27 protein-coding genes are annotated in these 25487 nt (G+C 59.5%); 5 read left to right on the top strand and 22 right to left on the bottom strand.

The genetic code is table 11. From position 1 onward, the window contains the following. Nucleotides 1–54: 54 nt before the first annotated feature. Nucleotides 55–906, top strand: a complete 852-nt coding sequence (locus MTP39_RS06775; RefSeq protein WP_249241959.1) for a polysaccharide deacetylase family protein — start codon at nt 55–57, stop codon at nt 904–906. A gap of 6 nt (nt 907–912) precedes the next feature. Here the strand turns inward: MTP39_RS06775 and MTP39_RS06770 are convergent, their stop codons facing one another. The 7 genes from MTP39_RS06770 to MTP39_RS06740 form a co-directional block, all read right to left on the bottom strand. Then, a complete protein-coding gene (locus MTP39_RS06770; protein ID WP_249241958.1) occupies nt 913–1758 on the bottom strand; it encodes a MerR family transcriptional regulator in 846 nt (281 codons plus the stop codon). 153 nt (nt 1759–1911) lie between these two features. After that, nucleotides 1912–3315, bottom strand: coding sequence for an aminopeptidase (locus tag MTP39_RS06765; RefSeq protein WP_249241957.1), 1404 nt, complete (start codon nt 3313–3315; stop codon nt 1912–1914). Between the two features lie 24 nt (nt 3316–3339). Next, complete coding sequence (locus tag MTP39_RS06760) at nt 3340–4005, bottom strand: lytic transglycosylase domain-containing protein (RefSeq protein WP_249241956.1); 666 nt, start codon at nt 4003–4005, stop codon at nt 3340–3342. Beyond that, nucleotides 4002–4619 (bottom strand): dephospho-CoA kinase, encoded by a 618-nt coding sequence (gene coaE / locus MTP39_RS06755; protein ID WP_249241955.1) that lies wholly within the window; start codon nt 4617–4619, stop codon nt 4002–4004. The genes MTP39_RS06760 and coaE overlap by 4 nt, the downstream gene beginning before the upstream one ends. Further along, nucleotides 4616–5641 carry an L-threonylcarbamoyladenylate synthase gene (locus MTP39_RS06750; RefSeq protein WP_249241954.1) on the bottom strand — a complete coding sequence of 342 codons (1026 nt, stop codon included), beginning with the start codon at nt 5639–5641 and terminating at the stop codon, nt 4616–4618. The genes coaE and MTP39_RS06750 overlap by 4 nt, the downstream gene beginning before the upstream one ends. Before the next feature lie 80 nt (nt 5642–5721). Beyond that, on the bottom strand, nt 5722–6807 hold the full coding sequence (gene prfA / locus MTP39_RS06745) for a peptide chain release factor 1 (RefSeq protein ID WP_249241953.1): 1086 nt from the start codon (nt 6805–6807) through the stop codon (nt 5722–5724). A 51-nt stretch (nt 6808–6858) separates the two neighbouring features. Beyond that, a complete protein-coding gene (locus MTP39_RS06740) occupies nt 6859–7050 on the bottom strand; it encodes a DUF951 domain-containing protein (protein ID WP_113992067.1) in 192 nt (63 codons plus the stop codon). 201 nt (nt 7051–7251) lie between these two features. Here MTP39_RS06740 and MTP39_RS06735 point away from each other — a divergent pair, with 201 nt between their 5' ends. Together MTP39_RS06735 and MTP39_RS06730 are read left to right on the top strand one after the other, a co-directional pair. Next, entirely contained in the window at nt 7252–8187 is a 936-nt protein-coding gene (locus MTP39_RS06735; RefSeq protein WP_249241952.1) for a S1 RNA-binding domain-containing protein, read from the top strand. Nucleotides 8188–8295: 108 nt separating this feature from the next. After that, complete coding sequence (locus MTP39_RS06730) at nt 8296–8847, top strand: DUF4364 family protein (RefSeq protein ID WP_249241951.1); 552 nt, start codon at nt 8296–8298, stop codon at nt 8845–8847. A gap of 65 nt (nt 8848–8912) precedes the next feature. Here the strand turns inward: MTP39_RS06730 and spoIVA are convergent, their stop codons facing one another. The 3 genes from spoIVA to MTP39_RS06715 form a co-directional block, all read right to left on the bottom strand. After that, nucleotides 8913–10406: a stage IV sporulation protein A gene (gene spoIVA, locus MTP39_RS06725; RefSeq protein WP_249241950.1), complete on the bottom strand. Its 1494-nt coding sequence runs from the start codon at nt 10404–10406 to the stop codon at nt 8913–8915. Nucleotides 10407–10668: 262 nt separating this feature from the next. Next, entirely contained in the window at nt 10669–12003 is a 1335-nt protein-coding gene (gene aspS / locus MTP39_RS06720) for an aspartate--tRNA(Asn) ligase (protein WP_249241949.1), read from the bottom strand. Between the two features lie 258 nt (nt 12004–12261). Beyond that, nucleotides 12262–12870 (bottom strand): sugar transferase, encoded by a 609-nt coding sequence (locus MTP39_RS06715; RefSeq protein ID WP_249241948.1) that lies wholly within the window; start codon nt 12868–12870, stop codon nt 12262–12264. 207 nt (nt 12871–13077) lie between these two features. On the opposite strand from MTP39_RS06715, the gene MTP39_RS06710 reads away from it, so the two are divergent. After that, the gene (locus MTP39_RS06710) at nt 13078–14439 is read left to right on the top strand and encodes an MATE family efflux transporter (RefSeq protein ID WP_249241947.1); all 1362 of its coding nucleotides are present in this window, start codon (nt 13078–13080) and stop codon (nt 14437–14439) included. Nucleotides 14440–14504: 65 nt separating this feature from the next. Here the strand turns inward: MTP39_RS06710 and MTP39_RS06705 are convergent, their stop codons facing one another. Further along, nucleotides 14505–15125 (bottom strand): ZIP family metal transporter, encoded by a 621-nt coding sequence (locus tag MTP39_RS06705; RefSeq protein WP_005926489.1) that lies wholly within the window; start codon nt 15123–15125, stop codon nt 14505–14507. 180 nt (nt 15126–15305) lie between these two features. Next, on the bottom strand, nt 15306–15470 hold the full coding sequence (locus tag MTP39_RS06700; protein WP_249241946.1) for a hypothetical protein: 165 nt from the start codon (nt 15468–15470) through the stop codon (nt 15306–15308). 365 nt (nt 15471–15835) lie between these two features. Here MTP39_RS06700 and MTP39_RS06695 point away from each other — a divergent pair, with 365 nt between their 5' ends. After that, nucleotides 15836–16099 carry a hypothetical protein gene (locus MTP39_RS06695; RefSeq protein WP_249241945.1) on the top strand — a complete coding sequence of 88 codons (264 nt, stop codon included), beginning with the start codon at nt 15836–15838 and terminating at the stop codon, nt 16097–16099. Between the two features lie 251 nt (nt 16100–16350). Here MTP39_RS06695 and MTP39_RS06690 read toward each other — a convergent pair whose 3' ends face one another. The 10 genes from MTP39_RS06690 to MTP39_RS06645 all read right to left on the bottom strand — a co-directional run bounded on the left by MTP39_RS06690 (nt 16351) and on the right by MTP39_RS06645 (nt 25484). Next, entirely contained in the window at nt 16351–16884 is a 534-nt protein-coding gene (locus MTP39_RS06690; protein ID WP_249241944.1) for a TIGR00730 family Rossman fold protein, read from the bottom strand. Nucleotides 16885–16906: 22 nt separating this feature from the next. Continuing rightward, nucleotides 16907–17479, bottom strand: a complete 573-nt coding sequence (locus MTP39_RS06685) for a chromate transporter (protein ID WP_249241943.1) — start codon at nt 17477–17479, stop codon at nt 16907–16909. Further along, on the bottom strand, nt 17476–18045 hold the full coding sequence (locus MTP39_RS06680) for a chromate transporter (protein ID WP_249241942.1): 570 nt from the start codon (nt 18043–18045) through the stop codon (nt 17476–17478). Before MTP39_RS06680 ends, MTP39_RS06685 begins: the two co-directional genes overlap by 4 nt. Nucleotides 18046–18062: 17 nt before the next feature. Beyond that, complete coding sequence (locus MTP39_RS06675) at nt 18063–18800, bottom strand: acyl-[acyl-carrier-protein] thioesterase (RefSeq protein ID WP_249241941.1); 738 nt, start codon at nt 18798–18800, stop codon at nt 18063–18065. Nucleotides 18801–18866: 66 nt separating this feature from the next. Beyond that, nucleotides 18867–20099, bottom strand: a complete 1233-nt coding sequence (locus MTP39_RS06670) for a PotD/PotF family extracellular solute-binding protein (RefSeq protein WP_396133250.1) — start codon at nt 20097–20099, stop codon at nt 18867–18869. Next, nucleotides 20099–20944, bottom strand: coding sequence for an ABC transporter permease (locus MTP39_RS06665; RefSeq protein WP_249241940.1), 846 nt, complete (start codon nt 20942–20944; stop codon nt 20099–20101). The genes MTP39_RS06670 and MTP39_RS06665 overlap by 1 nt, the downstream gene beginning before the upstream one ends. Further along, nucleotides 20944–21759 (bottom strand): ABC transporter permease, encoded by an 816-nt coding sequence (locus MTP39_RS06660; protein ID WP_005926516.1) that lies wholly within the window; start codon nt 21757–21759, stop codon nt 20944–20946. The genes MTP39_RS06665 and MTP39_RS06660 overlap by 1 nt, the downstream gene beginning before the upstream one ends. Before the next feature lie 6 nt (nt 21760–21765). Next, nucleotides 21766–22812 (bottom strand): spermidine/putrescine ABC transporter ATP-binding protein, encoded by a 1047-nt coding sequence (gene potA / locus MTP39_RS06655; RefSeq protein WP_015538395.1) that lies wholly within the window; start codon nt 22810–22812, stop codon nt 21766–21768. Between the two features lie 250 nt (nt 22813–23062). Then, nucleotides 23063–24040: a DUF4340 domain-containing protein gene (locus MTP39_RS06650; protein WP_249241939.1), complete on the bottom strand. Its 978-nt coding sequence runs from the start codon at nt 24038–24040 to the stop codon at nt 23063–23065. A gap of 10 nt (nt 24041–24050) precedes the next feature. Then, a complete protein-coding gene (locus MTP39_RS06645; RefSeq protein ID WP_249241938.1) occupies nt 24051–25484 on the bottom strand; it encodes a Gldg family protein in 1434 nt (477 codons plus the stop codon). Nucleotides 25485–25487 lie beyond the last annotated feature (3 nt).

Genomic DNA, 25487 nt, shown 5'->3' with positions numbered 1-25487 from the left:
TTCGTAGGAAGTCTGCCTGTGGCGCTGCGCCCAGAGCAAAGGAGGGGTTTGTGTATGAAACTATTTGTGCAGCGCACCGGCTGGCGCATCGGACTATGGGGCGGGCTGCTGGCGGCAACGCTGGCAGCGTTTGCGGCAGGGTGGCTGGTACCGGCACGCGCACCGGCGGGCTGTAAGCTGGGCGAGCTGACCGCCGCGCCGGACTTCAGTCCCTTTGCCCCTGCCGCACCGGCAGTGGCTGCATCCGATGCCGGTACGCCCGCTGCCCCTTCCCTGCCGGAAAAATGGGTCTGCCTAACCTTTGATGACGGCCCCAGCAAGACCACCCCGGAGGTGCTGGCTGCGCTGGACGCCGCCGGGGTGCACGGCACCTTTTTTGTGGTAGCCACCGGCTACAACGAGAAATACCTGCCCCTGCTCACACAGGCTGCTGCCGCCGGGCACCAAATCGCGCTGCACTCTGCCTCCCACGAATACAGCGACATCTACCGCAGCAGCGCCGCCTACTGGAAGGATATCGCCCTGCTGAAGGAGCGCATTGCGCCCTATGTGGACGCAGAGAGCATCCGCTACCTGCGCTTTCCCGGCGGCAGCACCAACACCGTGAGCCGCCGCTACGGCGGCAAGGGGCTGATGTCGCAGCTGAAAACCGAGGTGGAGCAACGCGGCTGGCAGTGGGTAGACTGGAACGTCTGCGCCGAGGACGCCGTGGGCGGGCACCCCAGCGCGGATACCATCTACCGCAACGTGGTGCGGGAGACCGGCGAGCAGACCCATTGCGTGGTGCTGATGCACGACTCTGCCACCACCCGCACCACCGCCGAGGCACTGCCGGATATCATCCGGTGGTATACGAATAACGGCTACACCTTTTTGACCGTAGCCGAGGCGCTGCCGCTGGGGTAACGCGCCTTACAGCCACCTTTCAAAGCAGCGTCCCAGCAGCACCCCGGCAGAGACCAGCGCCGCCAGCCAGAACCAGCCTGCGCCACCGGTCACCACCCACCCTGCCGCCAGAATGGCGGCAAAGGTACATACCGACGGCACAGCGATGCGCAAGATGCGCAGCAACTTCTCCCGCCGGGCGGGCAGTCCGGCGTCCAGCTGCTCGGGGTGCACAGCATCGCAGCAGATCTCGTCCCGGTACTTGCCCGGGTTGCGGTAGGCCTTATACGCGATGCCGTCCAGCGAAAACTCCGGGTACATCCCCTCTTTGGTCAGGGTGAACCACATCCCCTTTTCCTCTGCATAGGCCTGCAACGCCGCCGTAAACTCCTGCGGTGTGTTGATGCTGCCCTGCGGAATAAAGAAAAAGTGCTTCTGGTGCTGCACCTGCGCCAGCGTGCAGTAATCCTGCAGCCAGCCGGAGAAGAAGCCCTGCTGCGGGGCGGGGCTTTCCATGCGGGTCAGGCAGGCATCCACGTCCAGCGTGTCCGTCTGCGGAGCCTGCCGGGCAAGGTCGGCACAAAACTGCATGGCTGCCGCCAGCTGCGCCGCCTGCTGTTCCAGCACGGTCTGCTGGGCTTGCAGCGCCTGCTGCAAAGGCTGTTCCCCGCGCAGTACCGCCTTGATGGTAGGCAGCGGCACATCCAGCATCCGCAGCATACGGATGAGCTTGAGGGTGCGGACATCCCCGGCGGTATAATCGCGGTAGTCATTGCCCTGTCGGCGTGCCGGCGTAAGGAGCCCTTCTTTTTCATAAAAGCGGATGTTCGGGGCGGACACACCGCTTTGTTCGGAAGCCTGTTTGATGTTCATTTGCTTCACCTCCGCCCTTACATTACACCTTAAAGCCGGTTGAAGGTCAAGGGTTTTGCGCAAAAAACAGAGCCGCCGCACAAAAATGTGCAGACGGCTCTGAAAAGATAATTTTATTGCGTGTATGCCGCAGGCTGCGGCACACGCATTTTTTTAGTCCGCAGACTGGCAGAACAGGCTGAAGGTGCGGTAGGCCATGTACAGGTCGGTCTTATGGATGACCTCGAAGGGAGAGTGCATGGACAGCACAGGCACACCCATATCCAGCACCTTGATGCCGCGGTTTGCCACATACTTGGCAATGGTGCCGCCGCCGCCCAGATCCAGACGGCCCATCTCGCCGATCTGCCATGCCACGTTGTTGGCATCCAGCATCCGGGTGATGTCGCCCAGCAGCTCGGCGTTGGCATCGCTGGCAGAGCTCTTGCCGCGGCTGCCGGTGTACTTGAAGATGGCAATACCGCGGCCTGCGTAGGTGCCGTTCTGCTTCTCAAAGGCGCTTGCCCAAGAGGGGTCGAAGGCGGCGGTCACGTCCGCAGACAGGCACACGCTGTTGCGGAAGGCCAGAATGTCGTCCTGACCGGCAGCGCGGCAGAGCAGCTGCATAAAGTGGAACACATACATGCTCTGCATACCGGTCACGCCGTCGGAGCCGATCTCTTCCTTATCGGTCAGCACGCAGATGGTGGTGTGCACAGGGTCCTTGGTCTCGATCTCGGCCAGCAGTGCGGGGTAAGCATCCACGCGGTCATCGTGACCGTAGGCACCGATCATGGAGCGGTCAAAGCCCACATCGCGTGCCTTGGTAGCGGGCACGACTTCGATCTCGGCGCGGGTGAAGTCGCGCTCGGTGATGCCGTACTTCTGGTTCAGCAGGATGAGGGTGTTCAGCTTGACAGCCTCCTTGACGTCCTCTTCCTCCACGGTGTCAGAGCCGATGAGCACGTTCAGCTCCTCGCCCTTGATGCCCTCGCTGAGCTTGCGCTCGTTCTGCTCGGCACCCAGATGGGGCAGCAGGTCGGTGATGCAGAACACGGGATTGTTCTCGTCCTCACCGACGGCAAAGTTGACGCTGGAGCCGTCGGCACGGGTGAACACGCCGTGGATAGCCAGCGGGATGGTAGCCCACTGGTACTTGCGCACGCCGCCATAGTAGTGGGTGCGGAAGTAGCTCATGTGGTCAGACTCGTACAGAGGGTTGGGACGCAGGTCCAGACGGGGGCAGTCGATGTGGGCAATGACCAGACGGAAGCCCTCCTCATAGGGCTTCTGGCCGATGGTAGCCGCCACAACGGCCTTGTTCTCCTGAATGAAGTAGACCTTCTCGCCGGGGGCGTAAGCCTTTTTGGGCTCAAAAGCCTTGTAGCCGGCAGCCAGCAGCATCTGCTCGCTGACAACGGCAGCCTCGCGCTCGGTCTTGGCGCTGTCCATAAATTTCTTGTAGCCCTCGGCAAAGGCAGCAGCCTTTTCCTTTACGTCTGCCTGCTTGTCGGCAGCGTATTCGGGGGTGTAGAGCAGCTTTTCGGCGTACTCTTTTGCAGTAAGTTTCTCGCTCATGATTTTTTGCTCCTTAACTTTTTATCATTGACCTGCGTACAGACGCTGATAGGTCTGGTAGCAGGCGGTGATCTTGTTGACGTAGTGGTGCATCTGGTTATAGGGGAAGCCTTGCAGGGTTTCCCCGTCTGCCGAGTGTTCTTCCATTTGCAGCAGCTGATCCACCGTACCCCAGCCGCTGTGGTAGGCCGCTGCCGCCGTGGATACATCCCCTTTGTAGCGTTCCATGCACAGGTGTAGGTAATAGCACCCAAAGCGGATGGCAATGTCGGGGTTGTAGAGGTCGGCAAAGGTCAGCGGCTCCTCCGGGGCGATCTTACTACGCATCCAGAGAAAGGTCTCCTCGGTCATCTGCATCAGGCCCCGGGCATCCACGCTGGAGGTAGCCTGCGGGTCAAAGCCGCTTTCGGTGCGGATAAAGGCGTAGACCAGCAGCGGGTCCAGCTCGTAGGCGGTTGCCCATTTTTCCACCAGCTGCTCGTACTTGCGGGGGTACAAAAATTGCTCTGCCCGGTTACACAAAGGCGGCACTGCACACACTGCTACGATCACTACCAGAAACAGGGAAACCAGCCGCAGTAGCCGCCGTCGGCGGCGCTGCTGTTTACGTATACGCTGTTTTTCCCGCGCGGCGCGGCGCTCCCGGGCGGCTATGGGGTCGTAGGCTTTTTCATAATTTTGTTCGTTCAAAGCGCTGCCGTCACGCCCCCTTCTGCCTGCAGCCGCTCACACAGGCGGGCGGCTGCGGCTTGCAGCGCCTCCAGCCCGGCGTCGTTGTGCAGGGTGTAGTCTGCCTGTGCGGTCAGGGTCTCTTCCGGGGTCTGAGCGTTCAGGCGGCGGGCGGCCATCTCCGGCGAGATGCCGTCCCGCGCCACGATGCGCGCCACGCTGGTCTCAAAGGGCGCAGTGACCACGCACAGGCGGTCGCACTCAGCCTGCGCCGCTGTGCCCACGATGACTGCACCGTCCAGCACAAAAAGGGGTGCTCCGGCGGCCTGCGCCGCCTGCTTTGCCGCCCGGATGCGTGCCACGATGGCGGGGTGGGTCAGGCTGTCCAGTGAAGCCTTGCCCTCCGGGGTGGCAAAGGCACGGTCAGCCAGCAAGCGGCGATCCAGCGTGCCGTCCGGGTGGAGGATATCCCCGCCGAACCGCGCCGCAAGCTGTGGCAGCAGCGGCGAGCCGGGCAGCAGAATTTCCCGGCTGAGCTGGTCGGCGTCCGCCAGCGGCACACCGTGGGCGGCAAATACCGCCGTGACCGTGGACTTGCCGCAACCGCTGCGCCCTGTGATGCCCAAGGTGATCATAGGTCGATCACCCGGAAGGCGGCGGCGCGGATCAGGCGATTGTACACCGCCATGGACAGGCCGTCCTTCTGCGGGCAACGGGCGTAGACCACGCCGTCGCCCTGCTCATCCAGCGCCCGCAGGGAGCGGAAGATGTGCTTTGCCTGATCGGCACCGTCCCCCTCGCGGCCGTATTCCACGCAGGGCACATCCAGCTTTGCGCTTTCGCCGGTAAAGCACAGGCAGCTGGGGTTCTCGTTTTTATGAGCGTCCACATAGGCCTTGAACTGCTCAAAGGTGCCGTTGAGCAGCGTTACATCCGCCTTGGGGGCGTAGTGCTTATACTTCATGCCCGGGCTGCGCACCACGGCACCCTCCGGCAGCTTTTCCAGAATAGCCTTGGACACCTCTACTTCTTCACCAAGAGCGCGTTCCAAATCCTCCAGCGTGATGTGCCCCGGGCGAAACAGGGTGGGCTTCTCTCCCACCACCGACACCACGGTACTCTCCACACCCACATCGCACTCGCCGCCGTCCAAGATCAGCGGCAGGCGGCCATCCATATCGGTGAACACGTCCTGCGCGTTGGTGGGGCTGGGCTTGCCGGAAAGGTTGGCGCTGGGGGCGGCAAAGGCACAGCCGCTCTGCTGGATGACCGCCCGCGCCACCGGATGGCTGGGCATACGGATGCCCACGGTATCCAGCCCGGCGCAGCACTCATCTGCCACCTCCGGCCCGCGCGGCATAATGATGGTCAGCGGCCCGGGGCAGAAGGCTGCCATCAACAGCTGGGCACGCTCCGGCACCTCGCTGACAAGACCCGGCAGCATCTCCGGCCCGGTGACGTGGACGATAAGGGGGTTATCCTGCGGGCGTCCCTTGGCCACAAAGATATCGCGCACCGCCGCACCGTTGCGGGCATCGGCGGCAATGCCGTAGACTGTCTCGGTGGGCAGAGCTACAAGCTGTCCCTGCCGCAGCAGCTGTGCGGCTTCGGCCACGCCTGCTTCATCGGCAGGCAAAACTCTGGTTTTGATTTCCATACGAATCATCGTTCTTTCTATCTGTAAAGTATAGTTGCTTGTCAGTCATTCAAGTGGTTTTGCACCTGCAAAGCCGGGGTTTACCCACCCAGCTTTTGCAGCTTTTCGGCCTGTTCCCGGGTGGCAAGGGCGTCGATCACCTCGTCCAGATTGCCGTCCATGATCTTTTCCAGATTGTGGACGGTCAGCCCGATGCGGTGGTCGGTGCAGCGGTCCTGCGGGAAGTTGTAGGTGCGGATCTTCTCGCTGCGGTCGCCGGTGCCCACCTGCCCCTGACGCTGGGCGTTGATGGCATCCTGCTGCTCCTTCTGCTTTTGCGCAAGCAGGCGGCTGCGCAGGATCTCCAGCGCCTTATCCTTGTTCTGGAACTGGCTGCGCTCGTTCTGGCACTCCACCACCGTACCCGTGGGGATATGGGTCACGCGGATGGCGCTGGAGGTCTTATTGATGTGCTGACCGCCCGCACCGGAAGAGCGGAAGGTATCGATGCGCAGATCCTTCATATCCAGCGCAAAGTCCACCTCCTCTGCCTGCGGCATTACCGCCACGGTGGCGGTAGAGGTGTGGATGCGGCCTTGGGTCTCGGTCTCCGGCACCCGCTGCACCCGGTGCACCCCGCTCTCGTACTTGAGGCGGTTATATGCGCCCGCGCCATCCACCGAGACGATGGCTTCCTTTACACCGCCAAGCTCGGTCTCGTTCAGGTTGAGCACCTCCAGCGTCCAGCCACGGTTCTGGGCGTACATGGTGTACATCCGCAGCAGACTGTGGGCAAACAGGGCGGCTTCCTCGCCGCCGGCGCCGCCGCGTATCTCCATGATGACGTTTTTGCCATCGTTCATGTCCTTGGGTAACAGCAAAATTTTGAGATTATTTTCCAGCTTTGCCACATCTTGACTTTTTTCGCTGATTTCCTGCTGTATCATCTGCTTGAAGTCCGGGTCCAGTGAACCGGGCTCCTCCAGCAGGGCTTTGGCCTGCGCCAGATGATCCAGCGCGGTCTGCCAGTCCCGGTAAGCTTCCACCACCGGCTCGGTGTCGTGGTACTCCCGCATCAGTTTGCGGAACTGTGCCGGGTCGGCAGCGGTATCGGGCTGGTTCAGCCGCATGGAAAGCTCCTCAAAGCGGCGGCAGACCGCATCCATCCGGGAAGAAATATCTTGCATCCTTGCAGTTCTCCTTACAAAATTCGTTCCGGTTCGGGTGCGTTGGCTGCGCTACTGCGCGCTGCCGGGCTTTACCACCTTTTTGATGTTCTTTTCAATTTTGGCGCGGGGCAGCATGACCTCGCGTCCGCAGCCGGTGCAGCGGATCTTAAAATCCATGCCCACCCGCAGCACCTCGAAGCTGGATGCTCCGCAGGGGTGCTTTTTGCGGGTGAGGATGGTATCTCCCACAGCGACGTCCATATTTATCCGACCTCTCCCTTCTTTTCTGCCGCGCAGATGCCCGGCAGAGCCAGTGTGTGCCGCCGCCCGCCCAGCGGGTGCTGCGCATACAGATATAGTATAATGCAAAGCCGCACAAAATGCAAATATCTGCGCACACTGCTGCATATCGTTGTAGCATCGCACAGAGACCCGAAAACCATATAGAAAGAGGAATGAAACATGATGCAAGCTTATCGTACCGAAAACAGTTACCGCTCTGCCGCCCGCCTTTCTCCTGCCGAGCTGCGGGCTGCCATGGCCAGCGGCGAAATTTTGCAGGCCACTGCCCTTGCCTTTGACACCCGGCGGCAGCTGCGGTTTGAGCTGGGCGGGGTTAAGGCGGTAATGCCCTTTGCCCAGTGCGCAGACGGTGCCGAGACCGGCACCGTGCGGGATATTGCGGTGCTGACCCGGGTGGGACGCCCCACCTGCTTTGTCATTGAGGGGCTGGACACGGACGAGGACGGCGCGCCCTGCTACCGACTTTCCCGCGCCAAGGCGCAGCAGCTGTGCAAGGCAGAGTATCTGGACACCCTCTCGCCCGGGGATATCCTGCCCTGCACGGTGACCCACATCGAGCCGTTCGGCGCGTTTTGTGACGTAGGCTGCGGCATCAGCGCCCTGCTGCCCATCGACTGTATGTCGGTAAGCCGCATCTCCTCCCCTGCCGACCGGGTCAGCGTAGGGCAGCAGATTTTGTGTGCCATCAAGAACCGGGACGCGCAGGGGCGCTTTGTACTGACCATCCGGGAACTGCTGGGCACATGGGCAGAGAACGCTGCCCGGTTCACCGTAGGCGAAACGGTGGTGGGCATCGTGCGCAGCGTAGAGGAATACGGCACCTTTGTGGAAATTGCGCCAAACCTTGCCGGTCTTGCGGAAAGCTGCACCGGTCTTGCGCCCGGGCAGGCGGTAAGCGTCTACATCAAAAACATTCTGCCGGAAAAGATGAAGATCAAACTGGTCATCGTGAACCACGCCCTGAGCCAGCCTCACCGGTTTGAGCTGCGGTACTTTATCACCGAAGGACATCTGGACAGGTGGGTGTACTCCACACCGGAGTGCCCCAAGCGTATTGAGACAGATTTTGCCGTTGCGGCTTGCAATCCGGGCTGAAAGCCTTTATACTAATAGAAAGAGTTTTTGTCTGCCCGCTGCCCGCCCTTTTGGCAGCGGCGCAGACCTTTGATACCATGTGAAAGCGCAAGGGGGATGTAAGGAACGATGAGCGCCAATGATGCTTTTACCGCCGGTGTCCGTCCCGGCGGCCTGACCAGCAGCACCGAGATCCGGCTGCTATTGTGCTATCTGGTGAAAAACGCCGGCCCCATTACCCGGCAGGAGATCGAGAACGCCCTGATGGAGGAAGCCCTTGTCAACTATTTTGAGATCGGCTCCTGTCTGGACGATATCACAAAACAGGAACTGGTCACCCTGACCGGCGACAGCTATGCCATTACCGACAAAGGCCGCAAGGTGGCGCAGGAGCTGGCCTACGACCTGCCCCGCAGCGTGCGGGAGCGGGCGGTGGCTGCCGTGCTGCGCTGCCAGACATGGGCCCGCAAGGAGGCCAAATACAGCGCCCGCATCACCGAAAAGGCAGACGGCCACTGCACCGTGCGCTGCACTGTAAAGGGGCTGGACAGCGAGCTGTTCTGTCTGGAACTGGGCGCACCCGACCGGCTGAGCGCCGAGCTGGTGAAGAAGCAGTTCATCCTGAAGGGCAACGAGATCTATCAGCTGCTGATCAACAAGCTGACCGAGGAAGAAAAATAAGACAGAACGATCCCCGCCCGCTGTAAGCAAACCTTACGGCGGGCGGGGATTTTTTCAGATACGCCCTAAATCAGGATACAGATCAGTCCGGTGCAGCCCTCGTTGATGACCCGTTCCAGCGTTTCCTGCAGGCGGGTGCGGGCTTCCTGCGGGATGTGGAGCAGCTTGTTCTGCAAGCCATCGTTCACTAATTCGTGCAGGCTTTTGCCGAAGATGTTGGACTCCCACAGCTGCACCGGGTCGTCCGCAAAATCGGCCAACAAGCTTTGCACCAAGTCCTCGCTCTGCTTCTCGGTACCCACGATGGGGCTCAGTTCAGTGTGGATGGTGGCTTTCATCATCTGGATAGAGGGCGCACAGGCTTGCAGCCGCACCCCGCAGCGCCCGTCCTGATGCACGATCTCAGGCGGTTCCAGATGCAGCTCGTCGATGGAGGGCATCACGATGCCATAGCCGGTGGCTTCCACCTGCTCCAAGGCACTGCGCACCTTCTCGTAGGCGCGTTTTGCCCGGGCAAGTTCCATGATGCAGGGCATCAGCCCCGCCTCGTCCCCGATATCCAGCCCGGTCTGCTCGCTGAGCACCTGATAAAAGATCTCCGGCTTCAGCTCCACACTCACCCGCACACTGCCGGCAGCAAGGTCTGCCCCTGCCACTGCCGATCGCTGCACGGCATCGCATTCCAGCGCAGGTGCGTCCGTTCCGGCTGGCAGATCCTTCATGCGGGACACCCGCTCTGCCAGCTGCATGGCGGCTGCATACACCTGCGCCTGCAGCCAGTGCCCGGGCTCCAGCATGGTCACCCAACGGGGCAGGGCAAAATCCAGCTCCTGCACCGGGAACTCGTACAGTACCCGCCGCAAAATCTCCCCCAGCATGGCGGCATCCAAGTCCACGCAGCTTACCGGCAGCACGGTGCGGTGGTAGTCCCGCGCCATACCCTCGGCCAGCTGCCGGGTCTCCGGCGCATCCGGGTGGGTGCTGTTGAGCAGGATGATATAGGGCTTGCCCAGCGCTTCCAGCTCGGTGATGACCCGCCTTTCCGCCTCTGCGTAGCCCGCCCGGGGGATATCGCTGATTGAACCGTCCGTGGTGACCACCACCCCGATGGTGGAGTGCTCGCAGATCACCTTGCGGGTGCCGGTCTCTGCGGCAAGGTCAAAGGGCACCTCCTGCTCGAACCACGGGCTTTTGACCATGCGGGGCTTTGCGTCCTCCTCGTGCCCCATGGCACCTTCCACCATGTAGCCCACGCAGTCGATCAGCCGCACCCGACACGCCCCGCCGCCCTCCAGCTGCAAGGGCACGGCAGTCTCCGGGATGAATTTCGGCTCGGTGGTCATGATGGTGCGCCCCGCCGCCGACTGCGGCAGCTCGTCCCGGGCACGCTCCCGGGCGGCGGCAGAGCCGGACATGGCGGGCAGCACCAGCTGCTCCATGAACCGCTTGATAAAGGTGGATTTGCCACTGCGCACCGGCCCCACCACACCGATGTAGATATCCCCGCCGGTGCGTGCGCCGATCTCGCGACAGATGCTGTTCTGTTCCTGTTTCTCCAAGGTCCTTCTCCCCTTCCTGTTGCGCTGCGCACCGCGCCCGTAGGGGTGGGTGTGCTCGTTGTATCGTATGAAAAGGGGCCGTTTATTATGCCGGAATGATCTTAAATGCCCTACGCTTTGCTCTGGGCATAGTCAGCGAAAAAAATTTTTATAATTGCAATTGAGGAAAATCTGCGGATTTTCCTCAATTGCCTTTTCACGGAACTCAAAAAAGAGCTACCGTGCGAAACACACAGCAGCTCTTAGAAAGGTTTTTATAAAATCACGGGGTCAGGCGGTTGGGGCCGCGGAACAGGAACTCTGCATCCTTGATGCTCAGGCCGCACAGCAACATAGTCAGGCGGTCGATGCCGATGCCAAAGCCGCCGTGGGGCGGGCAGCCGTACTGGAAGAACTCCAGATAGAACTTGACGTCCTCGGCCAGACCCTTCTCCTCAGCCTGCTTCTTCAGCACCTCGTAGCGGTGCTCACGCTGGGCACCAGTGGTGATCTCCACACCGCGCCAGATCAGGTCATAGCCCTGCGGCACGCCGTTCTCATCACGCATGTGGTAGAAAGCGCGCTTCTCGGCAGAGTAATCGGTAATGAACAGGAACTCGTGACCGTAGTGCTTCTTGACCCAGTCGTAGCTCAAGCGCTCGGCCTCGGTGGTCAAATCGCCCTTCTCACTCTCGTCCACGGTGTAGCCGAACTCTTCCTCCAGAGCCTTGTACAGGTCTGCCAGCTTGACCACCGGGAACGGGGTGGTGGGCACGATGACTTCCTGCCCGAACAGCTCCTTGATCTGGTCGCCGTAGCTGTCCTTAACGGCCTGCAGACCTGCGGTCAGCAGCTCCTCTTCCATCTTCATCACGTCTTTGAAGGAGGTGATGTAGCTGAACTCCAGGTCGAAGCCGGAGAACTCGGTAGCGTGCTTGTTGGTGTAGCTCTTCTCGGCGCGGAACACGGGGCCGGTCTCGAAGATACGCTCAAAGCCGGCAGCCATGGCCATCTGCTTATAGAACTGGGGGCTCTGTGCCAGATAGGCGTTGCGGTCGAAGTAGTCCACCTTGAACACCTCAGAGCCGCTCTCGCTGGCAGCAGCGATCAGCTTGGGGGTGTGGATCTCGATGAAGTTGCGGTCCAGCAGGAACTTGCGCATGGCATTGACGAAGCAGCTCTGTGCCTTGAACATCAGCTGGTTCTCGTCGGTGCGCAGGTCGATCCAGCGGTAGTCGATGCGCTGGTCGATGCTGGAGCGCTCCACAGCCTTCTTTTTCTTGGTGGCTGCGATCTCCTTGCGGACGATGGGCAGTGCATTGGCGGTGCTCTCCACCTCGATGCTCTCGGGGATCATCTCCACGCCGCCCATCTTGACGTAGTCGTTCTCCATCACCTTACCGGTGACGGTGATGACAGAGTCCGGGGTGAGCTGATCAATGGTATCCACCAGCTCGGGGTGGTCGGCCTTTTCCACTGTGATCTGCAGCTTGCCGGTAATATCCTTCAGCACGATAAATGCCATATACTTGCTGTTGCGCAGGTTCTCGATAAAGCCCTGCACCTTCACCGTGCCGCCGATGGCCTTTTGAGCCTCATTGATATAGGTGCGTTCCATAATACAGGAATCCTCCTTTAACGTCTTGTGTACTGTTTTATTATACGCTTTTCAGGGGATAAATCAAGAGATATGCCAATTTCAGCAGGTCTGTACTGCGCTTAACATAAAAATGCGGCTGCGGGCAGACCGCAGTTCACCCGAAGCCGCTCGATTTTTAGCATATTTCCGGCTATCATCCATCATGCGCCGCAGCGCACATCATTCCGGCACAGCCGGAGCATCGCTGCGCCAGCATATCATTTTGCGCAGCAAGCCTCATTTTTCATCATGCAGGGTGCCGGTGCCGCCCTCCACTACGCCGTCATGCTTGAGCACGGCGGTAATGGTGCCAAAGAAGCACTTCACATCCAGCCCAAAGCTGATATGCTCCACATACCAGCCGTCCAGCTTTGCCTTTTCGGCAATTTCCAGCTCGTCACGGCCATGGATCTGCGCCCAGCCGGTCAGCCCCGGGCGCACATCGTTTGCGCCGTACTTATCCCGCTCGGCCAGCAGGTCGTACTGGTTCCACAGCGCAGGGCGCGGGCCGATGACCGCCATATCCCCCACAAGAATATTCCACAGCTGGGGCAGCTCGTCCAGACTGGTCTTGCGCAGAAAACGCCCCATGCGGGTGATATACTGCTCCGGGTCGTGCAGCAGATGAGTGGGCATATCGTGGGGGGTATCAATGCGCATGGTGCGGAACTTGAGGATCTGGAAATGCCGCTTGCCGATGCCCACACGCTTCTGCCGGAAAAACACCGGCCCTGGAGAGTCCAGCTTGATGGCAACAGCCAGAAGCAGCAGCAGCCACGAAAGGCACAAAATGCCGCAGGCCGACAGAAAAATATCCAGCAGCCGTTTGATCCAATTCCGATACATAAATAAAACTTCCTCCGTTTTCTACGGGTCTACCGCCTTATTATAGCAGTATGGGCAGCATTTTTCAATTGCAGGCTGCGCCCGGCGGGCGATATTTGCCGCTTTTGGAGAGAATAGGGCGCTTTACCTCTTGTTTTTTACCTAATATCGCGCTATAATAGGCAATTGCTATGTCAATTCAGGTTTATTATAGGAGGTAGATAACTCATGGCTACGACCAGCCGTTCCGCAGACCTGACCAGCGGACCCATGCTGCAAAAGATCATCTTGTTTTCCGTGCCGCTGGCGGCATCCAGCATTCTGCAATTGCTGTTCAATGCCGCCGATGTTGTGGTGGTGGGGCGCTTTGCGGGCAGCACGGCGCTGGCTGCCGTCGGCTCCAACGGTGCGTTGATCAATCTGCTGGTCAACCTGTTCGTCGGGCTTTCGCTGGGTGCCAATGTAGTGGCAGCCCGGTGCTTTGGCGCCCGGGACGAAAAGGGCGTACAGGATACGGTGCACACCGCCGTAGCGCTGGGCTTAGTCAGCGGCGTATTGCTGGCGGTGGTGGGCTTTTGCGCCGCGCGCGGCCTGCTGGAGCTGATGAGCTGCCCGGAGGACGTGATCGGCCTTTCCACCCTGTACCTGAAGATCTATTTTATCGGAATGCCCATGACCATGCTGTACAACTTCAGCAGTGCGCTGCTGCGGGCGGTGGGCGACACCAAGCGCCCGCTGTACTGTCTGGCCGCTGCCGGTGTCATCAATGTGGTGCTGAATCTGGTCTTTGTCATCGGCTTTTCCATGAGTGTGGCGGGCGTGGCACTGGCTACCATCATCAGCCAGACTGTTTCCGCGCTGCTGGTGACCGGGATGCTCGTCCGGGAGGAGGGTGCACTGCGGCTGGACCTGCGGCGGCTGGCCTTCCACGCCGGGACGCTGAAGCAAATCTTGCTCATCGGCCTGCCTGCCGGGCTGCAAAGCACGGTGTTCAGCCTTTCCAATGTGGTCATCCAGTCCTCCATCAACTCCTTCGGCTCCATGGTGGTGGCGGGCAACTCTGCCTCCTCCAATCTGGAGGGCTTTGTGTACACCGCCATGAACGCCTTTGCGCAGGCCGCGGTCACCTTTACCAGCCAGAACATCGGCGCACGCAAGTACCACAACCTTGACCGGGTGATCCGCAACTGTCTGCTGTGTGTCGTAGTCACCGGCCTTGTACTGGGCGGCGGCGCGGCACTGGCGGGAAATCAGCTGCTGCGCTTCTACTCCTCGGACGCCGCGGTCATCGCCACCGGCGCTGAGCGGCTGCGGCTGATCTGCGGCTTCTACCTGCTGTGCGGCATTATGGACGTGCTGGCCAGCAGCCTGCGCGGGCTGGGGTACAGCGTACTGCCCATGGTGGTAAGCCTTATCGGCGTGTGCGCGCTGCGGCTGGTGTGGATCGCAACGATTTTCCAGCTGAACCGCACCCCCTTTATGCTGTACATCAGCTACCCTATCAGCTGGGCGCTGACCGCGCTGGTGCACCTGACCTGCCTGCTGGTGGTGCGGCGTAAGCTGCGCCAGAAGCAGCCGCAGACGATATAAATCCTTTTTGCATAAAAGCAATGCCGGGTAGGCCAAAAGGTCTGTCCGGCATTGCTTTTACTCTATCACAGGGCCACATCCAGTGCCATCATCAGGGCAAACCCCAACACGATGCTGATGACACCGGCCACTTCATCCGGTTCCACCGCCTCAGGGATCATCTCCTGTGCGGTCACACACACCATACAGCCCGCCGCCGCGCTCATAAGCCACGGCAGCGCTGCACCTACCCACTCGGCCAGCACAAAGGCCAGCACCGCGCCCAAGGGCTCCACCAGCCCGGAGGCCGCCCCGGCGGCAAAGGACTGCCCCCGGGTGCGCCCGCTCTGGGTCAGCGGCAGACTGACCGCCGCCCCCTCCGGGATGTTCTGCAAGCCGATGCCAAGGCTCAGCGCCAGCGCGCCGCTTACAGCGTCCGCGTCCCCGTGCAGCGCCAGCGCCGCAGCCAGCCCCACCACCATGCCTTCCGGCAGGTTGTGCAGGGTGACCGCCAGCACCATACGCCCGCAATGCCCGGGACCGCCAGCCAGCAGCTGCCCGGCGGCATCCTCCAGCCGCAAAAGCCCCACAGCGCCTAAAATAAGCCCCAGCGCCGGGGGCACCCATGCCGCCCTGCCCTGCGACCGGGCAATGGCCGGAAGCAGCAGGCTCCACACGCTGGCCGCCAGCATGATGCCCGCCGCCATCCCGCACAGGATGCGCCGGGTAGCCGGTCTTGTCTGCCTGCGCAGCAAAAACACCCCTGCTGCTCCCAGCGCGGTGCACGCCGCCGGGAACAGCCAGATCCCAAGTGTGAAAACGATCCGGTTCAAGCCGCATTCCCCCTTTGCCCGTTGTATGCACAAACGGGAAAAAAGGTGCAAGCCTTAGAAATCGTCCTCGCTGCTATCGCAGCTGTCTGCATCGCAGTCTGTGTCATCGGACGTAAAGCTGTCGGTGCTGTCCGTGCTGAAATTGCGTTCGAATGCGGTCATGTACTGGGCATAGCCCTCGTCGCCGGTGCCAAAGTAGCCAAAATCAAAGTCTTTCATCGTGTTATCCTCCACAAATGTTTTTGTTGTTCAACCTTTCGGGGGATGTCCGTCCCTCGCCATGCCTCTATTATCCACATTTGCAGTCCAATAAAATGGATTTGTAACAGGTTATTTCAAGTTTTTCTATTTTTGTGTTCCCCGCCCGGCGATATAGGCGCTATCCCGGGCTTTATTTTTACCAAAAAGTCTTTGACTTTTGGCGAAACTTTATGACAACTATGCAGATTTTTTACATAGATTATAACTTTCGACCAAAAACCTCTTGATTTTTTTCAAAAACGGACTAGAATATAGCATCGCAGTGAGGTGCTACGGAGTGCCCGCTGCTAAACACACATAGGAAAAACAAGGAGATTATTGATATGAAACTCAAGAATATTTGCATCGCTGTTGTTGCTCTGGCTCTGGCTGCTGGCATGACCGCCTGCGGTGGTGCTTCTGCCGCTTCCGCTTCCTCCACCTCTGAGGCTGCTTCCGCAAGCACCGCTGTTTCCGAGGCTGCTTCTTCTGAGGCTGCTTCCAGCGAGGCCGCTTCCTCTGAGGCTGCATCTTCCGAGGCTGCTTCCTCTGAGGCCGCTGTCAGCGAGGCTGCTTCTTCTGAGGCTGCTTCCACCACTGCCGCCTAAGTTTAACGCGCACAGCGTACATAACAAAATAGCAAAAGGCCGTTGCACATTATTTTGTGCAGCGGCCTTTTTGATTGCACAGAAAGATTTAAATACCCTCCGCGTGCGCTATGGGCATAACCAGCGGAATGATTTTTTTCGGGATACCGGGTCGTCTGTGGACGCCCCGGTATCCCATTTTATGAAAAAGGACCGCCGCACAAAGCCATGTACAGCAGTCTCCTTACGTTTGAGAAGTAAGCTTCCCAGTATCATTTTTCAAGAATCGCGCGGATCTGGGCAAGGTCGGCAGCAAAGGTGATATTCCGCTGCCGCGCCGGAGTGGAAAGCCCCATGGCGATCATCTGCCGCAAAAGCTGGTGCAGGGGCTGGTAGTAGCCGTTCAGGTCGTAGAGGATGCAGGGTGCATCCAGCTGCCCCAGAGACAGCTTGCTGATGACCTCGGTGATCTCCTCCAGCGTGCCAGTGCCGCCGGGAAATGCGATAAAGGCATCGCCCAGCTCGATCATTTTGGTCTTGCGGGCGGGCATATCCTCGGTCACGATCAACTCTGTCAGTCCCTCGTGCTGCAGCTCTGCGTCCAGAAAGCACTTGGGCTCTACACCGGTCACCCTGCCGCCTGCAGCCAGTACGCTGTCGGCTAAAAGCCCCATCAGGCCGCTTTTGCTGCCGCCGTACACCAGCGCGTTGCCGCTTTCACCGATCCAGCGCCCCAACTGCTGCACGGCCTGCGGCAATGCAGGGTCGGTGCCAAGGTTTGCCCCCAGATACACGGTAATGTTCATTGCAGTATCCTTTCTTGCCGGGTCAGATGCTCCACAGCACCGCGCCCAGCACCGCAGAAAGCAGGATCATCCCGATGGGGGACGGTGCTTTCTGCGTTTTCTTTTTATAGGCAAGATGCAGGATGCCCAAAAGAGCAAACACTGCCAGCGCACGCATATCCGGGGCAAAGCCGCCGGAAACAGTGGTAAAGCCCCCCAGCGTGGAAAGCCCCATGGTGCAGGCGGTAGCCAAGATCATAGCCACCACGCAGGGGCGCACCCCGGCCAGAAAGGCGTTGACCCCGGCGTACTTCATCAGGCTGTGCAGCGCCGCCGCAATCAGCAGAATGATGACAAAAGAGGGCAGCACCACCCCCATCGTTGCCACAAAGGAGCCTGCCAGCCCCGCCTGCGAAGACCCGATAAAGGTAGCCATATTCACCGCCAGCGGGCCGGGCGTAGACTCTGACACCGCGATAAAGCTGAGAAACTCGCTCTCGGTCAGCCAGCCATGCCCCAGCACCGTTTCCCGCACCAGTGAGATCATGCCGTAGCCGCCGCCAAAGGACACCGCGCCGATGACAAGAAAGTTCCAGAAAAGCTCCAGCAAGATCATTTTGTGCCGCCTTTCTTCCCCTGCCCTACCGCATAGGCCAGCACCCCGGCTGTGCCGCAAAGTAGGATGCAGCAGATGGAGGAAAACTTTACCGCCAGCACAGAGCAGCCCACCATGGCCGCCAGCACCACCGCCACCACTGCCGTGTTGAAGGGGGTGCGCTGCAAGTTTTTGAGCATCTTGACCCCTGCGGACAGGATCAGATAAATGACGCAGGCCTGAATGCCCTTAAAGGCATTCGCCACCACTGTCAGCTGCAAAAAACGGTCGAAAAACAGTGAAATAAGATAGATGACCCCGAAGGACGGCAGACACACCGCCAAGGTGGAAGCCGCCGCACCGGCAACACCGGCCAGCTTATAGCCGATATAGGTGGCGCTGTTCACCGCCACAGGGCCGGGGGTGGACTCGGCAATGGCGACCATATCCAGAAATTCCTCCCTGGTGAGCCAGCGCTTTTCCTCTACAAATTCGTGCTCCAGCAGCGCCACCATGGCGTAGCCGCCGCCAAAGGTAAAGGCACCGATTTTAAAAAAGGTGCCGAACAATTCTCTGATTTTGGGCATAGGCATCCCTCCACTTTTTACTGTTTGACCGGCTCCAGTTCCAGATAGCACTCGAAAGCCGTTTTGTCTGCGCGCTTGGCAATAAAATACCAGCCATCATCCGAAGGCGTGTAGAGCACCTCCACCTGCTGTCCCATGGGGACTTCGCGGTGGTAATTGATGGAGGCAAACTTCACAACATGATCGCGCATGATCTCCTGCGGCAGTGCGTCACAAACGATATCCAGATAAAAGGCGTTGTTGATGTGGTAGTGCAGGTCGCACTGGGAGTAGCGCGCCGTAACCAGACCGGCGCTGGTCAGGCTGTCCCGGCGCTTATGCAGCAAAAGGGGCAGTTCCTCTTCCACCGTCTCATTCCAGTATCCCTCTACCGTCCAGCCCGGCTGGCGCAGAATATGGCCATCTTCAAGGCTGGACATGATCCAGCGGCTGTCCACCATGGCTACCTCCTGCCCGGCTTCGTCCGTAAGGGTGGTGACGCGCTTGATAGAGCCGCGGAAAGCCTTTTCTGAGCGGGAGCAAAGGGTCAAAGTCTCACCACGGCGGGGCACACGGCTGAACCGCAGCGCCTGCTTGCCCACCAGAAACGCTACGCCGTGATCCTCAAAGAACTTATCGTCCATGCCAAAGTGGCGGGCGTGCATGGTGGAGATCTGCTCCACATAACGCAGCAGCGCACTGGCCTTGAGCAGACTGTGGCAGTCTGCATCGGCATTTTCTACCACGGCGGTGCCTTCATAATAAAACTGTTCCATATTCTTTCCCTCCTATCGGAAAAAGGCCGCCGCACCACGTCCGGGACGGCAGCCTTGGCAAAACGATCAATACTGATTGCGGGTCTTTCTGCGCACTTTGCGCCAGATATTAAAGCAAGCAAGTGCCAGCATAGCCAGCAGCAGCAACAAAAACAAGTAGCTGCCGCCGCCTTCATCGTAGCTCTTCATCTCGCTCCACTTCAGATCCAGTTCGCTGTTCACCTCGTCGCTCAGGGCGGTGAACACCTTCTCGCGGGCGGCGTCCTCCTCAGACGGGTAGGCGATCTCGCTGGTTTTCAGATCCTCGTCCAGTACCTCCCATACATCGTGCATGGGGGTGGTGTAGCCAATATACTCGCTGTTGGCCTTGCCGATGTCGGTCTCGCACATAAAGTTGATGAACATTTCGGCAGCTTCCTTGTGCTCGCTGGCGGCAGGCACAGCCATGCAGTCCACCGAAAGCACACTGCCCTCCTCCGGGAACACCCAAGCCAAGTCCGGGTTATCATCGATCATGGTAATGGCATCGCCGGAGTAGTACACGCCGATGGCAGCCTCGCCGCCGATCATCTTATCAAAGATCTCGTCCATGACGTAGGCCTGCACCAGCGGCTTCTGCGCCTTAAGCTCTTCTACCACCTCGTCCACCTCTTCCGGGGTGGCGGGGTTGATGCTGTGGCCGCTCTTGAACGCGGCGATGGCGTAGGCATCGCGGCTGTTGTTGAACATCAGAATGTTGCCCGCATACTGCTCGTCCCATAGGTCTGCCCAGCAGGTGGGGGCTTCGTCTACCATAGTGGTGTTGTAGATGATGCCGGTGGTGCACAGCATATAGGGCACGGTGTAGGCGTTCTGCGGGTCGTAATCCGGGTTGCGGTAGCCTGCATCGATCTTCTGGAAATTAGGGATATTGTCGTAGTCAAGGGGTGCAAGCATCCCCTCGTTGATCATCTTTGCCACCATGTAGTCGGAGGGGATGATCACATCGTAGTTGGCTGCGCCGGACTTGAGCTTGGCGTACAAAGACTCGTTGGAGTCGAAGGTGGTGTAGTTCACCTTGATGCCGGTCAGTTTTTCAAAGGCGGCCACCACGTCCACGCTGTCATCTGAGCCGTTGGAGATGTACTCGCCCCAGTTGTAGACGTTCAGGGTGACGTTCTGCCCCTTGAAGCGGGTCCAGTCGTAAGCGTCCGACACCGACACGTCCTCGGTCACCTCAATGGTACCGGCGGCAAACACCGGCAATGCGGCGCACAGCGCCACGGCCAGCGTCAGCAGCAATGCAGCAATGCGTTTCATCATGCGCCCTCCTCTCGCAACGTTTTCTGATCCTTGCGGTAGCTGCGGCTCTCCATGGCGTTGGACACCAGAATGACACTGAGGATGACCACGAACATGATGGTGGACAGTGCGTAGATCTCCGGGCTGACCTTTTTGCGGGTCATGGAGTAGATGGCAATGGGCAAAGTCTCTACCGTGCCGCAGTTGAAGTAGGAGATCATGAAATCGTCGATGGAATAGGTCAGGCAGATGAGGAAGGCCGACAGGATGGCGGGACTGATCTCCGGCAGAATGACCTTGAAGAAGGCCTGCCGGGGGTCACAGCCAAGATCCAGCGCTGCTTCGTACAGCTTGATATCCAGCTGCTTGAGCTTGGGGCTCACGTTAAAGATAACGTAGGGCACGTTGAACGCGATATGCGCAATGAGCAGCGTGGGCAGACCCATGATGTTGTCCGGCAGCCATGCGGACTGCGCGGCAAAACGCTGGTAGGCCACGAACAGCAGCATCAGGGAGATGCCGGTGATGATTTCCGGGTTGACCACCGGGATATAGGTGATGTTGGTCACCAGCAGGCGGCTTTTGCGGCTCATGGAGGCAATGCCAAGGCTGGCTGCCGTGCCCAGCACCGTGGCGATGATGGCAGACAGAATGGCCACCTCAACGGACACCCACAGTGCATGGAGGATGGACGCATTCGTGAACAGGCTGCGGTACCACTTGAGGGTAAAGCCGGTGAACAGCGAATAGCCCTTGCTCTGATTGAAGCTGAACACGATCATGTAGGCAATGGGCAGATACATGAAGCAGAAGAACAGGATGATATAGACCCGCTGCATCAGGCGCAGATGTTTTGTTTTCATCAGGATACGCCCTCCATTTCATCCTCGTCAAAGCTGGACGTAAAGCTCATGCACAGCAGTACGATGATCATCAGCACCAAGCTCATAGCAGAACCGACGTTCAGGTTGTAGCTGTTGCCCAGAAACTGCATCTCGATCAGATCGCCGATCAGCAGGTTGGAGCCGCCGCCCAGCATACGGCTGATGACAAAGGTAGACACCGCCGGCACGAACACCATGGTGATGCCGGTGCTGATGCCCGGCACGCTCATAGGGATAAGCACCCGCACAAGGGTCTTGGTAGTGTTGGCACCAAGATCCTGCGCAGCTTCCACAAGGCTCTGGTCGATCTTGGTCATGCTAGTGTACAGCGGCAGGATCATGTAGGGCACATAGTTATACACCATGCCCAGCACCACCGCGCCGGAGGTGTTGAGCATAGTATAGGGGCCAAGGCCGATAAAGCCCAGCAGGGTGTTCACCGGGCCATTGACGCTGAGCAGACCCATCCATGCGTAGGTACGCAGCAAAAAGTTCATCCACATGGGCAGCATGACCAGCATAAGCATGATGTGCTGCTTATTCACCCGCAGGCGGGACAGGAAATATCCCACCGGAAAGGCGATGACAAGGCAGATGACCGTAGCAATGAGCGCCAGCAGCAGGCTGCGGGCAAACACCGAGCCGTAGCCGCTGATGGAGGTAAGGTTATTCAGGGTAAAGTTTCCCTCGGCATCCGTCATGGCGTAGTACACCACAATGAACAAGGGCACAACGGTAAACAGCACCATCCATACAAAGTACGGATAGGCCAGCTTTTTATCATAGATCTTCATGGCACATCACCCCTCGCTCCGCGCCATGATATGGATCTCGTTGGGGCCGATGCGCATACCAATGGTCTCGCCGGGGGTGCAGGCGCGGGTGGAGTGGATCAGCCACTCGCGGCCTTCGCACTCCACGTGCATCTCAAAGTGCACGCCCTTGAAGATGACATCGTTCACCACGCCCACAAGCTGGCCCTCCACGGGGGAGACCACCTCGATATCCTCCGGGCGCACCACCACCTGCACGCTCTGCTCCCGGGCAAAGCCGCGGTCCACACAGGGGAAGTCCACACCGGAGAAGGACACCAGAAAGTCCTTGTGCATCACGCCGTCCACGATGTTGGAATCGCCGATAAAGTCTGCCACAAAGGCATTTTTCGGCTCGTTGTAGATATCCTCCGGGGTGCCGATCTGCTGCACCTTGCCGCCGTTCATGACCACGACGGTATCGGACATGGTAAGCGCTTCCTCCTGATCGTGAGTAACGTAGATAAAGGTAATGTTCATCTCGCGCTGCAGGCGCTTGAGTTCCAGCTGCATCTCCTTGCGCAGCTTCAGGTCCAGTGCGCCCAGCGGCTCGTCCAGCAGCAGGATCTCCGGCTCGTTGACCAGACTGCGGGCAATGGCCACGCGCTGCTGCTGACCGCCGGACATCTGGCTGATGCTGCGGCGCTCGAAGCCCTTTAAGCCCACGACCTCCAGCATATCGCGCACCTTGCGGCGGATGGTGTCCTCGTCCAGCTTTTTGAGCCGCAGACCAAAGGCCACGTTCTCGAACACATTCAGGTGCGGGAACAGCGCGTATTTCTGGAACACGGTATTCACCGGGCGCTTATAAGGCGGCACACCGGTAATGTCCTCCCCTTTCAGCAGCACCTTGCCGGCGTTCGGCTCCAGAAAACCTGCGATCAGGCGCAGGGTGGTAGTTTTGCCGCAGCCGGAGGAACCGAGCAGCGTCACGAACTCCTTATCATGGATATCCAGATTCAGCCCATCCAGAATGCGCTGTCCATCAAATTCCACTACGATATCCCGCAGTGAAACGACCACCGAGTTGTCCATTTTATATGTTATCCTCCTTGTTCTCAGATACGAAAAAAGACAGGGAACCTGCCCCATCTTTTTTGCGTATAAGGGGCGTTCTGCCCCGCGCAGCAGCATGATTTTGCGCGGCGAACTTACCCTGTCACGGTTTATAATAAACAATCACAGTCGGATTGTCAATCACTCTACCGTTGTTTGCCGAAACTTTATAAAAAGCTGCAAAAAAATATACGCTGCACCTTGGTTTCGGTGCAGCGTACAAAAGGAATCATTCCTGCGTTTTCAAGTCGTTTTCCGTCAGCAGAAGCGCCTGCACAGTGCTTGTATCCACTGTGTATACCGAAGTATCGTCCCCAACTTGCAGATACCACCCGTCCGTACCGCAGGCGTAGGCCAGCTGCACGGTGGAGCCATCCTCGCTGGTGACCGTGGCAGTAAACACCGGTGCATCAAAACCGCAGGCAGCAAGGTCTGCGTCCGTAGTCTGAGCGGTGGCATAGTTGCACAAGGCAGACAGCAGGCTTTGCACCTTATCCTGTGCAAGGCTGGCGGTGGGGTCCGAAGCCAGCTGCCACACCGTCTCGTAGGTGGAGGAAGAGGTACTGTCGGCGCTTTCGGTCGGCTCGCTGACGGCGTTCAGGGTGACGGAGCTACCGTCTGCCAGCGTGTAGGCTACCTGTGTAATGGTCGAGGCTGTGAGCCCAGTGGGGCAGAAGCTGCCGAAAAGCCCGGCCTTATCCAGCTGGAAGCAGGCAGCTTTGTTGCCGCTGACGGTGTAGATGGCTTCGTCCCCGGCTTTTTGCACATAGAGATCCCCGGTGACCGGGTTCTCTGCCCCGAAGGTCAGAGTGGTGCTCTGCCCTGCCGCCGTTACCGTAACGGTGAGCTGCGGGGTATCCAGACCGTAGTCCTCCCCTGCCTGCGGTGTCAGGCTACGCTTGGCAGCTAGTGCCATCAGGGCAGTACGCATGGTGTTGCAGGCGCTCTCGTCCAGATGATAGGCGAGGTCCTGCGCCAACTGCCAGCTGCCGCCGGAATATTGCAGGGTGTAGGTCTGGCCGTTGTAGGTATACTCGATCTGCTCTAAGTCCTCGGCGGCAAAACCGGAAAGCGGAATGCTGCCCTCGGCGGCGGCGCTGGCCGCCTGCTCGGCCTTGGCGTTGCTGCGGGTCACCGCCCACAGCGCCGCGCCCAGCAGCACTGCCGCTGCCAGCAACGCCAGCAGGACACGCTGTTTTGTTTTCATGGCGGTCTCCTTATCTGCGGCGGCGCAGCAGCACCACCACTGCCCCGGCGATGAGCACAGCCGCCGGGAGCACGAACACAAAGGTCAGCCCCAGTGCTGCGGCGGTGGAGCCCGCCACCGTGATGGGCTCGGCTTCCAGCGCCTTGGTGTCCACAAGGATATCCTGCCCTACCAGCGAAGCGGCGCAGCCCTGCAAAAAGGTCAGATTGCCGGGCATGGACTGATAAAGCTGCTCGTTATCCATGTTGGGACAGCCGATCCAGAGGACCTCGGCGCCGGTATCCTCGTTCCGTGCCCAGACAGCCAGCGCAAAGGGGCCATCTGCGTCCCCGTCCTCCCGCTCCATGGTGGTAAGGTCGTTGATATCCGCCTTGGCATAGGCAGAGGAGGAGCTGTTCAGCAGCGGCTCGGCGGTGACATCCTCGGTCTCGGTGACCGTGATGCCCTGCGCCACCGACAGCATCACATGGGTGCTGGTATTCACACCGTTCAGCGCGGTGCTCTCGGTGGGCGTGCCGTAGTCCGGCAGCAGCGACCATGCAGAGTTATACAGTGCCTTGCTGCTGTCGCCCTCTACCACCATGCCCTCTGCGCGGGCAAGGCCGAACTGCGCCAGCACGGCATCCAGCTGCGGGGTCTGGGCATAGACGCTACTGGTCAGCAGCAGCTTGCCGCCCGCCGCAAGATAATCCTGCAGCTGGCTGATCTCATCCACAAGGCCCTCCCCTGCGGTAAAATCGGTGGTGGGTGCGTTGATGATGAGCAGGTCGCAGTCCTCCGGGATGGTGCTCGTGAGCAGATCCAGCGGCTGGGCGTCGATATTTTGGGCGTCCAGCGCATCGGTCAGGGAGTCGGTCAGGGTCTGCTCGCCGTGGTTGGTGGTATAGTAGGCATGGCTCTGCCCGGCTGCAGTAAGCTTATAAATGGCAGAGGTGATCTGCTTTTCGCCGCCAAAGGTCACACTGGCAGAGCCGGTGGTGTAGTAGTCGGTATAGTCGTACTCGTACAGGTCGGCGGCATCCAGCACGGTGCTGTTCTCCCCGCAGGTAACGATCAGACTGCCGGAGGAAACATTCTCCGCACTGTACTTGGCGGCAAAGGTGGGGTACAGGGTGGGGTCTTTCTGTTCCCAGCTCAGATGCCCGCTCTCGGCGGCGTAGTGATCCAGCAGCTTTGTGATGATGGCATCCTCGCTGCCGGTCTCGCACAGATAATAGATGTGCACATCCTTTTCCAGCCCCTCTACCAGCGCTTTGGTGCTGTCGCTCAGGGTGTACATTTTGGCCTCGGAGAGGTCGAACTCGGTATATTTTGCAGGGATGGCCCGCACCAGCAGGTTGAGCAGCACCGCCAGCACCAGCACTGCCGCCAGCATAGCGGTGGACAGCAGCCCGCTGCGGAACACCCTGCCTTTCTGAGAGGATGCGTTCTTGTTCCATTTCATCGT

The organism is Faecalibacterium sp. I3-3-33 (assembly GCF_023347295.1).
Classification (GTDB): Bacteria; Bacillota; Clostridia; order Oscillospirales; family Ruminococcaceae; genus Faecalibacterium.
This window is presented reverse-complemented; position numbering and strand designations above follow the sequence as displayed.